The following is a 13352-nucleotide window of genomic DNA, read 5'->3' on the forward strand; positions in this document are numbered from 1 at the left end:
GTATAAGTGGGCAATGCAATGAGCTGCCGGCAGCCATGGGTGTTTCGAACCAGGCACCGGGCAGTCTATGTCCCTTTTTCGACCTGGAACAGTTGCAGCAAGCCTTGCAGGGTGCTGTCGACGAAGCGCTGGTCGGTGGTGCCGGCGGGAAAAATCAGGACGCGATGGATCACCAGCGACGCCAGGCCGTGGGTATAGGACCAGCCGGCGAGGGCGGCTCGGCGAACCTCGGGTTGCTCCATGTCCAGCTCTAGGACTTCGGCGACGATCCGCCGCAGTTCGCTGAAAGCCTGGTCACGAGCGCCATGCAGTTCAAGGGGCATCTGGCCGTCGGCAAACTCGGGGCCGAACATCAGCTGGTACAGCGCCGGGTTGGCGCGGGCGAAGCTGAAATAGGCCAGGCAGGCGTTGCGCAATGCCTGCAAGCCGTTCTCGGAGCCGTGCGTGGGCAGCTCTTGGGCCAGCTCGCGAAAGCCTTGAGCCGCCAGGTGACCGATGAGCTCCGCGCGATTGGCGTAGTGGTGGTAGGCCGCCGTGGCGCTGACCCCGACCCGTTCGGAAACCGCCCGCAGCGACAGCTTGGTCGGACCCACTTGCTCAAGCATGTGTCGGGCCGCTTTGAGCAACTGTGGTGCCAGATTGCCCACGTGGTAGGCGTCCCGCGACCGCGGGGAGTGCTTGGTCATGTCAGGAGGGCCCCGAATGGCTTCGACTGGAAGGCGGAAAAACGCCGGAATCCTATCATGGGCAACAATCTTGACGATGCTAAGATTGGCTCGTAGCCTGGGCACCACTACAACAAGACAACCCCAGGATCAATCCCATGTCCGAACTCAAGCTTCAGCCTCAGGCCCACGCATCCTTGCAACGCTGGCACGCCATGGTCGCCGAGCAAGACCTGCGTGACTTGCCCGAACTGCTGGACCCCAAGGTGGTGTTTCGCTCGCCCATGGCTCATACCGCCTACCCGGGAGCCCAGGTCGTGGCGACCATCCTTGGCACGGTGCTCAATGTCTTCGAGGCATTCGCCTATCACCGTGAGCTGGCCTCCGCCGATGGCCTGAACGTGGTGCTGGAGTTCAGTGCTCGAGTCGGCGACAAACAGGTCAAGGGCATCGACATGATCCGCTTTGACGAGGGCGGCAAGATTGTCGAATTCGAAGTCATGGTGCGCCCCATGAGCGGATTGCAGGCCCTGGGAGAGGAAATGGGCAAGCGTTTGTCCAGCTATCTTGCTGCCAGCAAGGGCGCGCTGCCGGCGCCCTGATACTGCGGGTTATTCGAGTGTTTCACCGGCGTCTGGGGTCAGCCATGTCTCCAGCACCCGCCGGTCCAGCTCTTCCCAGTCGGCCATGCCCAGGACCCGGGTGGTGTTCAGGCCACGCAGGTAGCCACGCAATTGATAGGCGGCGATCCGCAGACTTTGCGGGTCGGCGCTGCTGTCACCCAGCACCTGTTCGTACTCCACCAGGTAGTCCGCCACCCGCTCACGGAATTCCGGGAGGACGGCGTCGCGAATCAAGTCAAAGGTGCGCATGGGGAAATCCTTTTTTTAGTTGTAGTCGGGCTGCCGGGCAGTCTGCCCGGGGGGCAACTATCGGTTCAAGTAATAGTGACAATCAAGCAACGCAAGTTCTGCTTTGGGCGCCAACCATGGACAATCGCCCCCGACCCAAAACCATGACCGCAACGGCAGCGCCCGTGACGCTGAACCGTTGCGCACCGAACCAGGCTGTACATTTTCAGGACTTACCGATGCGCCCTCTATTTGCTCCCGCCATGACCCTGGCCACCTTGCTGCTGGCCGGTTGCGCCACCGCGCCCAACGACCCGACGCTGGTCATGCAGACCCGGAAAACCCCGGCCGAATATGCCGAGTGCGTGGTGCCCAAGCTGCAAGGCAACGCCCAGAGCCCGACGGTTTCCCAGACCCAGCGCGGTTTTCGCATCGTCGTTGCCAGCAAGGTGGCGGCAGACAACGTACTGGAAGCCTACAAGGCGCCCAATGGCGGCAAGGTGTTCCTCTACGAGCGGCACTTGCTGGCCTCCAGCTTCGCCCCGTCGAGCTTCGAACGCGCGGCCCAGGAATGCCTGTAGCCAGCCGTGTTAAACCGCCTCTTTCAGTAACTTCTCGATCTGCGCCAGCTCCCAGGTACTGAGCAGGCTCACCGGGTCGGTGCCGAAGCGTTGCCGCGTATCGAGCTGCCAGACATCGCCTTCGGTGCTGCGGCAGCTCTGGCAGTGATGCAGATGCCGGCCATCGAAATCCAGCAGCAACTGCCAACCCTCGATATCCACCTGCACCTGGCCAGCGCCCGAATGGCTGGCGCCGGGCCGTAGGGGGTAAACGCCAAGGGCGGCATCGCGCAGGCGCTGGCAGACATCTCGGGCATTCAGGCAGGGCATGGGGCTCTCGCGGGCAGTGCAGGGACAAAGGCGCTCAGGATATCCATCGACTGCGTGGGTGCAAGTGTCGATTGGTCGCTGTCCGACGCTGGCCCGGGCCAGTGGCTGGCGAACTCACTGCACGCCTGAAATGGCGCCGCAAAGCCCAGGGCCTTGCGGCAACCCCTCGATCAGAAGCTGTAGTCGGCGGTGACGAACAACGAGCGCGGTTCACCCATCAGCCATTGCTGGCCGCTGTTCTGTTGCGCCGCGGCATAACGCCGGTCCAGCAGGTTGTTCACCTGCAGGCCCAGGCGCACGTCGGGCAGGGCCTGCCAGCCGAGGTTGGCATCCAGCACCGTGTAGCCGGGTACATCGACGCTATTGGCGGTGTTGGCATAACGCGCATCGACGTAGCGCAGGCCCATGCCGGCTTCCAGGCTCGGGGCCAGGGCCTTGTTCAGCCACAGGTTGGCGGTGCGTCGCGGCACGTTGGTGGGGCGATTGCCGGCCCGGGACACCGCTTTGCCAGAGACCACCTCATCGAAGTCGTCGTACTCGGCGCGCACCACCGAGGCGTTGGCCGAGACTTGCCAGCCGTGATCCAGGGCCAGCTCCAGCGAGGTTTCCAGGCCGTCGGCGGATTGCTGGCCGACCTGCTGCGCCAGGCGGGTCACCGGATCGGTGGTCAAGAGCTTTTTCTTGACAATGTGGTAGGCCGCCAGGGTCCATTCGCCACGGCCGTTCCAGAACTGCTGCTTGAGCCCGAACTCGGTCTGCTTGGCTTCGGTCAGGTCCATCTGCAACCGGCTCGGGTTGAGGCTGATCAGGTTACTGACCCCGTCTTCACTGGTGGAGTACTGGCCGTACAGCGACAGTTGATCGGTGACCGCGAACACCAGGCCGGCGCGCCAGTTGCCGCCGGTGAGGCTGCGATCGGTGCGGGTGCCGGCGCGCAGATCACTGCGATCGATATGGTTCTGGTCGCGGCGGATGCCGGTCACCAGCGACCAGCGCTCCGACAGTTGCAGGCGGTTTTCCGCAAACAGGGCGAAAGTGCGGGTGCTGCTGTCGGTCTGGGGCGAGAAGGGCGAGCGGCTCTGGAAGTAGCCCGGTGCCGGGTTCCACGGGTCGATATAGTCGCTACCGATATCCTTGTAGGGCGAGTTGTTGGCCACGCCGAAGCGAATCCTGTTGTACTCCAGGCCGACCACGGTCCTGCTGTCCAGGCCGAACAGCGAGTGGTTGAAGGTGAAGCTCTGGCGATCGCCGATCTGCTCCTGATCGTGCTTGATCTCCAGGTAGTCGCCGCGCAACAACTGCTCCCGGGAGCTGACCCAGTTGTAGGCTTCGGCGTTGCGCCAGTGGCGGCGGCTCTTGATGTAGTAGAGCTGGTTGCTGGCGCTGAGGTTGTCGCTCAGGGTCCAGTCGGTGTTGAGCCGGGTCCATTCGTCGTTGTAGCGCTGCACGGCGTTGCGCAGGTTGTAGTTCTTGTCCCGCAGGCTGTCGCGGTATTGGCCGGCAATCAGCGGCGTGCCGAAATAGCTGGCGGGTTCGCTTTCACCGCGCTCATGGGCCAGGGTGAAACCGAGGTCGTCGGTGGCTTGCCAGCGTAGCGCCGCGCTGAGTGCCAGGCTGCGTGACTGGCCCTGGTCGACCCAGCCATTGCTCTGCTGCTGGTTCAGGGTCAGGCGGTAGCTCAGGGTGTCGGTCAGCGAGCCGCCGCTGTCCAGGCCCAGTTGCTGGCGATCATGGGAGCCATAGCCCAGGCGCAGGCGGTTGTGGATCTCACCGTCGAAGGGCTTCTTGGCAATCACGTTGATCACCGCGCCGGTGGCGCCTTCCCCGTACAGCACCGAGGCCGGGCCGCGGATCACGTCGATGCGCTCGACCATCCACGGGTCCACCGGGAAGGTCTGGCTGCCGGCGCCGGTGTACAGGCGCGCGCCGTCGAACAGGGTCATCACCGAGGAGTGCCCGGTAAAGCCGCGGGCCGACAGTGCGGTATTGCCGTTGCCCGGGGTGGCGATGCTGGTGATGCCGGGGGAGCGGGTGACGGCATCCTGCACCGTGAGGTTGTTGCGGTTGCTGATGGCGTCGTTGCCCAGGCTGCTGGTGCTGGCCGGAGTCTCCAGGGCCGTGAGGTTCAGCCGCGAGCCGGCGGGCAGGGGCGTGTCCAGAGAGGTTTGCGGGGCGCTGGAGACTCCGCTCACTTGGGTCTCGGGCAAGACCAGGGAGGTTTTCTGTTCAGCCAGTGCCAGGGCCGGGTAGGTCATGCAAGGCAGGAGGGTGAAACACAGCGAGGGGCTCGCCAGGTGTTGCAGCAAGGAGGTGCGGGACATGCGATTCCTACTACTTGTAAGGAATGAATGAATCCCGGAGGGAACAACGCATAGGGAATCGCGGGCAGCCGCGCCCACGAAAACCGGACTGCGCCCGCCCACCGCGGGGTTGTCAAACGAAGTTGCAGGCCGGTCTCCGGGCTTGCGAGGGTCATGAGGCATTCACCTTCCCATGCCTTGGCACAGTGGTCTGTCGAATGCTTCGCTCGCTTACCGTTGCGGGGGCAGCGCCGGACTGATCATCGAAATGACGCACCGGCTTCCCGTTTAACCCCATGCACGGCGGCATGGGACACCTGAAACTGGCGCGCATATGAGCACTGCCGAGCCCTTGCGTCAATGGCATGTGGCCAGCTACGGCGGCGGTTTCAGCGCTTTATGCCAGGCAAGTCAATATATTGACCTATTTTTCCTGGCGCTTAAATAATCAACAAATATCGACGCATTATTGACGATTTTGCTTTTCTGACCCAGTATGTCGGCGCTGAGCGATTGATTATCTTGAGTTTTTTTTGACGCCAAAGCGCTGAACTCTGCTCCGAAAATAGGCGAAACAGCCTATGGCGCAGAGCAGCCACTAAAAACATGACGGCCAGGATGGCAAGTAGCCAGGGCTGATCCGTTGGCTGTGCTGGCTTCAGACGGCGTAGCCGCGATATTTCTCTTTGGAATGATCTATGTCTGCCGAACGGATACTGGTTACTGGGGGCGCTGGTTTTATCGGTTCTCACCTCGTGGATGCACTGCTGGCCAAGGGTTATGCGGTGCGGGTTCTGGACGACCTTTCCACGGGCAAGGTCGGCAATCTGCCCATGGGCGATGCTGGCCTGGAACTGCTGGTGGGGGATGCCGCCGATGCGGCACTCCTGGCGGATGCCGTTCAGGGCTGCGATGCCGTGGTGCATCTGGCTGCTGTGGCGTCGGTCCAGGCTTCGGTCGAAGACCCGGTGGCCACCCACCAGAGCAATTTCATCGCCACCCTGCGCCTGTGCGAGGCGATGACCGCGGCCGGTATCCGCCGCGTGGTGTTCGCCTCCAGTGCGGCGGTCTATGGCAATAACGGCGAGGGCACGCCGATTGCCGAAGACACCCCCAAATCTCCCCTCACGCCCTACGCGGCGGACAAGCTCGCCAGCGAGTACTACCTGGACTTCTACCGCCGCCAGCATGGGCTGGAACCGGTGATCCTGCGCTTTTTCAATATCTTCGGCCCGCGCCAGGACCCTTCATCGCCGTACTCCGGGGTGATCAGCATTTTCAGCGAGCGGGCCAAGGCCGGGCGGCCCATCACCCTGTTCGGCGATGGCGGGCAGACCCGCGACTTCGTCTATGTCGCGGACCTGGTGAAGATCCTGGTGCAGGGCCTGGAATGCCCTGCGCCGGCAGCCGATGCCACCAATGTCGGGCTCGGCGGGGTGACCACCCTCAACGATCTGATTGGCGCCCTGCAGCAGATCAGCGGCAAGCCGCTGCAGGTGAGCCACGGCGCGACCCGCTCCGGGGATATCCGCCATTCCAAGGCCGACAACCGCCGCTTGCGCGAGCGCTTCGACCTGGGCACGCCCAGCAGCCTGGCCGAGGGCCTGGAACGGCTTTACCGCAGCCTTTAGTTCGTTGCCTTAGGGGCGCGCCATGGCGGCTGCCCTAGAGCCTGATGTTGTGCAGATTGATCTACTGAAGAGTGAGTTATGGATATCGAGTTTCGCAGGGGGCATGTCTGCAAAGTGGTTCGACGCCTGTTTACCGCATTGGCCTTGTGTGCCACCAACACCCTGGTGCAGGCCGCGCCCGCGGCGCCCGCCAGTGTCGGGTTCTGGTACGCCGAGCAGCCACCCTTGCAGGAGCTGGCGCAGTTCGAATGGGCAGTGGTCGAGCCCGGCCATATGGCCAGCGCCGATGTCGCCACCTTGCGCAAGCTCGGCAGCCAGCCGTTCGCCTACCTGTCGGTAGGGGAGTTCGACGGCAACCGCGCTGCCCTGGCCAAGCAGGCCCTGGCCCAGGGCGCGAGCCCCGTGCGCAACAAGGCCTGGGACAGCCAGGTGATGGACATCGCCACCCCGGCCTGGCGCGAACACCTGTTCAAGCGTGCCAAGGCGCTGCAGGACCAGGGCTACGCCGGCCTGTTCCTGGACACCCTGGACAGTTTCCAGTTGCTCCCCGAGGCCGATCGCGAACCGCAACGCAAGGCCCTGGCCTCGTTCCTGCGGGAACTGCACAGCCGGCTGCCCAACCTCAAGCTGTTCTTCAACCGGGGCTTCGAGGTACTGGGCGAGCTCGATGGCGTCGCCTCGGCCGTGGCGGTGGAATCCATCCACGCCGGCTGGGATGCCTCGGCCAAGCGTTACCGCCCGGTTTCCGAAGCCGACCGCACCTGGCTTGAAGGCGAACTCAAGCCGCTGCGCGCACGCAACATCCCGCTGGTGGCCATCGATTACCTGCCGGCCAACCGTCGGGAAGAGGCGCGCAAGCTGGTCCGGCAATTGAGCCAGGAAGGCTTTATCCCGGTGGTCACCACCCCGGACCTCAACGCCCTGAGCATGAGCACGGTGGAAGTCCAGCCGCGGCGCATCGCCATGCTCTATGACCCGCGCGAAGGGGAACTCTACGATCACGCCGGGCACCGCATGCTCGGTGGCCTGCTGGAATACCTGGGTTACCGGGTGGACTACTTCCCGGTGGACGACAGCCTGCCTGCCTACAGCTTCGCCGGCCTTTACGCCGGGGTGGTGCTGTGGATGACCAGCGGCCCGCCCGAGGACAGCCGTGCCTTCTATAGCTGGGTCGGCCAGCGCCTGGATGAGCAGGTGCCCCTGGCGATCATGGCCGGCCTGCCGATCGAGGACCGGGCGCTGCTCAAGCGCCTGGGGCTGAACCTGGCGGCGCCGGGGGCTCGCGATGCCCTGCATGTGCTGAGCCAGGACAAGAGCCTGATCGGCGCCTTCGAGGCTCCGGTGGTGGCGCGCAGCCGCGAACTGACCCGCGTGAGCCTGCTGCCCGACGGGCCGAAACCAGCCCTGGTGCTGGGCGATGACAAGGGCGGCAAGTACGTCCCGGTGGCCACCGCCGCCTGGGGCGGCATGGCCCTGGCCCCCTATGTGGTGGAGGCCAATGTGGAGCGCAGCCGCTGGATCCTCGACCCGTTCGCCTTTATCCAGAAGGCCCTGCGCCTGCCGTCCCAGCCACGCCCGGACACCACCACCGAGAACGGTCGGCGGATCGCCACGGTGCATATCGACGGTGACGGTTTCCCGTCCCATGCCGAAGTGCGTGGCACCCCGTATTCCGGGCGCCAGGTGCTGGACGACTACATTCGTCCCAACCCGTTCCTGACCTCGGTCTCGATCATCGAAGGCGAAGTCGGGCCCAAGGGCATGTCGCCGTTCCTGGCGCGGGAGCTGGAGCCCATCGCCCAGGAGATCTTCGCCGACCCCAAGGTCGAAGTGGCCACCCACACCTACAGCCACCCGTTCTACATGCAGCCGGAAAAGGCCAAGAAGGACGAGGATTTCCACGCCGAATACGGCCTGCGCCTGAATATCCCGGGGTACAAGACCCTGGATTACAAGCGCGAGATCCTCGGCTCGCGGGACTACATCAACAGCCGCCTGACCACCGCGCAGAAACCGGTGAAGCTGGTCTTCTGGCCGGGGGATGCGCTGCCCAGCGCCGAGACCATCAAGCTGGCCTACGACGCCGGGCTGAAAAACGTCAACGGCGGGCAGACCATCCTGACCAAGGCCAACTCATCGCTCACCGGCCTGTACCCGCTGTTGCGGCCGACCTCGGGCGGCTTGCAGTACTACGCTCCGGTGATCAACGAGAACATGTACACCAACCTCTGGAAAGGCCCGTACTACGGCTTTCGCGATGTGATCGACACCTTCGAGCTGACCGATAGCCCACGGCGCCTGCGCGGCATCCACCTGTACTACCACTTCTATTCGGGTACCAAGCAGGCGTCGATCAAGGCCATGACCGACATCTACCAGTTCATGCGTGGCCAGCAGCCGCTGTCATTGTGGATGAGTGACTACCTGGACCGGGTCCACGGCCTGTACCAGGCAAGCCTGGCGCGGACCGCCAATGGCGACTGGCAGGTACGCGGCATGGACGGCCTGCGCACCTTGCGCCTGGACCCGGCGCTGGGTTGGCCGGACCTCGGCCGCTCGGTGGGGGTGGCCGGGGTGCGCGACTTGCCCCAGGGGCGCTATGTAGCCTTGAGCAGCGATCATGCGCTGTTGGCCCTGCGCCCCGAGCGCGATCCGCGCCCGGCACTGGAGCTGGCCAATATTCCCCTGCGCGACTGGCGCTATGTCAATGACCGGCAGGTGAGCTTCTCCTTTGCCGGCCAGTTCAACCTGGAATTCTCGGTGCGTTCGGCCAGCGCCTGTCGGGTCGAGGTCCAGGGCCAACGCTACGCCGGCAAGTCCGAACAGGGCCTGTGGCATTTCCAACTTCCCATGAAGCAGGTGAGTGATGCCCAACTCCTCTGCAACTAAGGCCAAGGCGCCCAGCGCGCGGCTGCTCAACCCCTGGGCCTTGCTGCTGGTGGCGATCGCCGTCGGCGTGCTGCTGTGGGCAACCTTTCGCAATGAAGAGGCGTTCCGCCCCAAGGGCGGGCAGCCGGACGAAGTGTCGGCCAGCTACGCCGAGGTGCTGCTGGCCGCACACCCGGAAAACAATGAGCTGCGCACCCAGCTGCTCGACCTGCTGATTCAGCTGGGGGACTACCCCAAGGCGGAAAAACACCTGGCCCAGTGGCAGCGGCCCGATCCGGCGCTCAAGGCCTACTACCGCTTGCAGCTCGATGCCCTGGCGCTGAACAACAGCACCGACAGCGCGGCCCTGCAGGCCCTGGCCGAACGTTTCAAGGCCTTTGACTACAAGCCGCTGCCATCGCCACAACTGGAGCGCCTGGCCACTTTGGCCCTGAGCGCCCAGGCCCCGGGGCTGGCGGCGGATGCCTATGCCGAGCTGGCGCGGCGCGACCCGACACGGCGCGAGCAGTGGCTGCCTGAAGCCGCCAAGTGGTACCAGGCCAGCGAACAGCCGGGGCGCGCGGCCGATCTCTATGTGCAGTTGCTCGATGCCAGCCAGACCCCCGAGGCGCGTCGGCAGTTTCTGCAACAGGCCTTCACCACCCTGGTGGCGGCCGATCGCGGCGATCAGGCAGTGGAGCTGCTGGCCCGAGAGCTGGCCGCACAGCCGGACGTGGCATTCGAACCGGCGCTGCTGGACCGCGGCGTGGATGTGGCCGTGGCGCACAACCGCGTGGACCTGGCGGAACAGTTCTTCAGTGCCTGGCGCAAGGTGCAGCCCGACAGCCCGGAAATCCTCGCCAAGGAATTCAAGCAGCGCCTGGCCTTCGGTGACCTGGCCGGCGCCCATGCGGTGGGCCTGCAACTGCTCGAACAGCGGCCGGATGACCCGCAGTTGCTGGAGCAGATGGCCCATCTCGCCGAATGGCAGGGCGACTCCGCCGCCGCCCTGGGCTACTGGATCAGCCTGAGCACGCTAAGCAAGGACCCGGCGCAGTTCGAGCACACCTGGCGCCTGGCGATGCAAACCTACGACTTCGACCGGGGCATCCCACTGCTGGCGGGGATCATGGACAGCCGCGCCCTGACCAACGTCGAGCTCGATGCCCTGGTCTACGCGCAAGAGTCCAGGGGGACGCCCGAGGAGGCAGAAAAGTGGCTGCGCCGCTATGTCGCCAAATACCCGAAACAGCGTCTGGCCTGGGTGCGCCTGTTGCAGAACCTGGAAAACACCGAGCAGTACCCGCAGCGCCTGGTGGTCTGGAACCAGTTCGCCAAGCGCTATCCGCTGACCAGCACCGAACGTGTGGACTGGGCCAACAACCACCTCAAGCTGTTCGATAGCCAGGGGGCCTGGAAAGTCATCACCGCGGTGGATGGCAACAAGATCAAGGACTTCAACTACTGGCAGTCCCGCGCCGCCCTGGCCTGGGACCTGGAACTGGACGACGAGCTGCAGCTGGCGCTGGAGAAGATGCTGGCGATCAAGGGCTCGCTCAATACAGGCGACGAAAGCGAGCTGATTGCCCTGTATCGCACCCGCGATCCGCGCAAGGCCCTGCAATTGACCGTCGACAGCTGGCGCCAGGGCCACAGCCCGCAGCGCCTGGTGGCCGCCCTGCAACTGGCCCAGGAACTCCAGGACTGGCCTCTGGTGGTCGATTTGCTCAAGGAAGCCGAGCAGTACCCGGGTGCCAGCGACCAGTCCCAGGTGCTGGCCGCCCGCGCCGCGCTGGCGGTGCAGCAGGGCCAGACCGATCTGGCCCTGCGCCTGTATCAACAGGGCTTGAGCCGCTTCCCGGACGACAACACCTTCCGTGAGCGGCTGCTGTGGCTGTATGTCGATCTGGGCCGCACGGGCGAGATCAAGCCGCTGTTGCAGCAATGGCGCTCCCTGGCCCGCAGTGACAGCAGCCTGTGGCTGCCGTTCGCCGCCGCCAGCCAGTTGCTCGGGCGCAATACCGAGGCCCTGGCCTGGTATCGCCTGTACTTGCAGGCCAACCCCCGGGACTGGATGGTCCAGGCCGCCTATGCCGATGCCCTGGAGGGCGCCGGTTATGCCGACTCGGCCCAGCGCTTGCGCCTGCGGCTCGATCGCCAGGTCAGCCCGGAGCAGATCCGCGCCACGCCCCAGGGCTATGCCACCTGGCTGCGCCTGCTGGCCAGCAGCTATTCGTCACGCAAGGCGCAGAACAAGGCCATGCAATGGCAGGACGGCTCCAAGCCGATGCTGCAGCTGTGGTTCGATCAGTTCCTCGCGCGCCTGGATGACCTCAATCAGTCGGTGCAAAAGGATGAGTGGCTGGCCTGGGCCCGCAGCCGCGGTCTGAAGGTCAGCCGCTACGAGCAGATCCAGGAAGCCCTGCGCGGCAGCAATCGCCAGGCCCTGGAGCGCCTGGTGGCCAGCGGCGACCTGGACCCGGCGCAGCAGGTCGAGGCCTTGAACAGCCTGGGTCGCAGCGGCGAAGCGCTGGCGGTGGGCCTTTCGGCACTGGGTGACGAGCAACCGGCGGCGCTGCGCGAGCAACTACGCCGCCAGGCCATTGAGATGACGGAGCGCACGCCCCAGGGTATGCAAATCGCCTGGGAGCGCCAGGACTACGGCGGCCTGGTGTTCAACGGCCCGCGCCTGACCGCCGCGCGCTATCTGAAAGACAACTGGTACGCCAAGCTGGTCCTGGAGCAGGGCCGCTACAGCGGCGATGTGCTGGATGAGTCGCGCCTGGGCAATGAGACCAACACCGAACTGACCTTGCAGCGCCAGCTGGAGAACGGCAACTACAAGCTGATCTTCGACAGCAGCCTGCGCAAGGACGATGACCGCAACGGCCTGGGTGCCAGCCGCACCTGGCAACTGGACAGCGGCAACGAGCTGGACGTCGGTGCCGACTGGCACCGCAAGAACGAGGACAGCGGATACATGCGCACCTTCGGCCAGCAGGATGATGTCTGGGTGGGCGGCCGGCATCGCTATTCGGCCCGTGACCAGTTGTCCTGGAACCTGGCCCAGCGCTGGTTCTCGACCCGCGGCGGCGATGACCTGGGCAGCGGCCAGGCGTTGAAGATCGAGTTCGACCACACCTTGCAGTTCGAAGGGCCGAACTGGGAATTGCGCAGCGGTATCGACTACCAGCAGAACAGCCTGAACAACCGTTCGCTGCCCGACCTGGCCAATACCCTGGGCGGAGGCATCGATCTGGCCGGGGCCGATCTCGACAATCCGGAGCAGATCACCAGCCAGACCCTGCTGCAGAAGCGCTACGGCCAGCTGTTCTTCGGCAGTTCCTGGCGGCGCGGTTTCCCGGGGGCGCTGAACCGCACGCGGGGGCAATACACCTGGCTGGTGGATGTCAGCACCGGCTGGCAGTGGACCGACAACACCATCAACTACGCCATCAGTACCGGTGTCGGCACCGAGGTGATAGGGGATGACGAATTGGCAGTGACCCTTGGCTACCAGTCCGCGCCGCAAGGCGGGGCAGGCAAGTCCGGGGGCACTGCAGGTGTCAGCTACAGCGTGCGTTTCGGACGCTGATCATGGAATTCAAAGAGGAGTAAACCTTATGCAATCCATTCGTTGCGTGAGTCTGGCAATGGTCGCCTTGCTGATGGCCGGGTGCAGCAGCTTCACCGGGCAAAGCAGCCCCGAGTTGTCCAAGAGTGCGCGCTGGGGCGTGCTGCCGCTGGTCAACTATTCCCAGACACCCCAGGCCGGCGAGCGCAGTGAGCAAATTCTGCTCAGCGTGCTGAGCAGCCGCGGCCTGCAACCCCAGGTCTACACCGGTACGGCGGGGCAGGGCGAACAGGCCCTGCTCGACGACAACGAGCGTCTGGCCGGGGCCATGGACTGGGCCCGGGAGCAGAAGCTCGACTATGTGGTGTCCGGCAGCGTCGAGGAGTGGCAGTACAAGAACGGCCTGGATGGCGAACCGGCGGTGGGCATCAGCCTGCGGGTGGTCGAGGCCGGTACCGGCAAGGTGCTGTGGAGCAATAGCGGGGCCCGCGCCGGCTGGTCCCGGGAAAGCCTGGCCGGGGCCGCCCAGAAGGTGCTCGACAAGCTTGTCGGTGGCCTTCGGATCGAGTGACT

10 protein-coding genes and 1 riboswitch are annotated in these 13352 nt (G+C 64.8%); of the genes, 6 read left to right on the forward strand and 4 right to left on the reverse strand.

Annotated elements, in window-relative coordinates; translation table 11 throughout:
• Positions 1–65: 65 nt before the first annotated feature.
• A complete protein-coding gene (locus AC1RGE_RS04920) occupies positions 66–686 on the reverse strand; it encodes a TetR/AcrR family transcriptional regulator (RefSeq protein ID WP_065364045.1) in 621 nt (206 codons plus the stop codon).
• 137 nt (positions 687–823) lie between these two features.
• Here AC1RGE_RS04920 and AC1RGE_RS04925 point away from each other — a divergent pair, with 137 nt between their 5' ends.
• Positions 824–1267 (forward strand): nuclear transport factor 2 family protein, encoded by a 444-nt coding sequence (locus AC1RGE_RS04925; RefSeq protein WP_492583509.1) that lies wholly within the window; start codon positions 824–826, stop codon positions 1265–1267.
• Between the two features lie 9 nt (positions 1268–1276).
• Here AC1RGE_RS04925 and AC1RGE_RS04930 read toward each other — a convergent pair whose 3' ends face one another.
• The gene (locus tag AC1RGE_RS04930; RefSeq protein ID WP_053151631.1) at positions 1277–1537 is read right to left on the reverse strand and encodes a hypothetical protein; all 261 of its coding nucleotides are present in this window, start codon (positions 1535–1537) and stop codon (positions 1277–1279) included.
• Between the two features lie 218 nt (positions 1538–1755).
• Between AC1RGE_RS04930 and AC1RGE_RS04935 the strand changes: the two genes are divergently transcribed.
• Complete coding sequence (locus AC1RGE_RS04935) at positions 1756–2097, forward strand: lipoprotein (protein ID WP_015635586.1); 342 nt, start codon at positions 1756–1758, stop codon at positions 2095–2097.
• Positions 2098–2106: 9 nt separating this feature from the next.
• Here AC1RGE_RS04935 and AC1RGE_RS04940 read toward each other — a convergent pair whose 3' ends face one another.
• Positions 2107–2406: a DUF7693 family protein gene (locus AC1RGE_RS04940; RefSeq protein WP_258718520.1), complete on the reverse strand. Its 300-nt coding sequence runs from the start codon at positions 2404–2406 to the stop codon at positions 2107–2109.
• Between the two features lie 170 nt (positions 2407–2576).
• On the reverse strand, positions 2577–4727 hold the full coding sequence (locus tag AC1RGE_RS04945; RefSeq protein ID WP_492583511.1) for a TonB-dependent receptor: 2151 nt from the start codon (positions 4725–4727) through the stop codon (positions 2577–2579).
• A 110-nt stretch (positions 4728–4837) separates the two neighbouring features.
• Positions 4838–5042, reverse strand: a riboswitch (cobalamin riboswitch).
• Between the two features lie 362 nt (positions 5043–5404).
• Between AC1RGE_RS04945 and AC1RGE_RS04950 the strand changes: the two genes are divergently transcribed.
• The 4 genes from AC1RGE_RS04950 to AC1RGE_RS04965 all read left to right on the forward strand — a co-directional run bounded on the left by AC1RGE_RS04950 (position 5405) and on the right by AC1RGE_RS04965 (position 13350).
• Positions 5405–6337, forward strand: coding sequence for an NAD-dependent epimerase/dehydratase family protein (locus tag AC1RGE_RS04950; protein ID WP_011061259.1), 933 nt, complete (start codon positions 5405–5407; stop codon positions 6335–6337).
• Between the two features lie 78 nt (positions 6338–6415).
• Positions 6416–9226, forward strand: a complete 2811-nt coding sequence (locus AC1RGE_RS04955) for a bifunctional glycoside hydrolase/polysaccharide deacetylase family protein (protein WP_015635589.1) — start codon at positions 6416–6418, stop codon at positions 9224–9226.
• On the forward strand, positions 9204–12800 hold the full coding sequence (locus tag AC1RGE_RS04960) for a tetratricopeptide repeat protein (RefSeq protein ID WP_492583513.1): 3597 nt from the start codon (positions 9204–9206) through the stop codon (positions 12798–12800). The genes AC1RGE_RS04955 and AC1RGE_RS04960 overlap by 23 nt, the downstream gene beginning before the upstream one ends.
• Before the next feature lie 28 nt (positions 12801–12828).
• On the forward strand, positions 12829–13350 hold the full coding sequence (locus AC1RGE_RS04965) for a transporter (RefSeq protein ID WP_011061262.1): 522 nt from the start codon (positions 12829–12831) through the stop codon (positions 13348–13350).
• The last annotated feature ends 2 nt before the right edge of the window (positions 13351–13352 follow it).

The sequence above is a fragment of the Pseudomonas sp. GW823-FHT02C05 genome, from assembly GCF_058797595.1.